The organism is Bradyrhizobium sp. Kon58, assembly GCF_055807455.1.
On sequence record NZ_JBVVOT010000590.1, the window covers coordinates 1 to 247 of the forward strand.

At 56.3% G+C, this 247-nt stretch carries 1 protein-coding gene; it reads left to right on the forward strand.

The genetic code is table 11. The features are described 5' to 3' along the window. Nucleotides 1–14: 14 nt before the first annotated feature. A partial coding sequence (locus tag AC0L20_RS41595) for a DUF883 domain-containing protein (RefSeq protein ID WP_473295926.1) occupies nucleotides 15–247 on the forward strand: 233 nt, incomplete at its 3' end.

Sequence of the window (247 nt, forward strand, 5' to 3'; positions counted from 1 at the left end):
CTCAAGAAATACTGATGGCGGATTTTCAGGCCCTCGTCAGCGATACCGAAAGGCTGCTGGACGACACCGCTATCCTGGCCGGCGACCAGGCCGATGAGCTGCGCACCAGGATCCATGAAAGTCTGCCATCAGTATTTCTTGAGCAGTCTTTGCTGTTTTGCCGGCCATGGGTATCTCCGTGTGTGGCTGTTCGGTACGTGTGGTTTCGAGTCGCGGGCTTCGCCGAAGGTTCACTGCAATTGTCTGG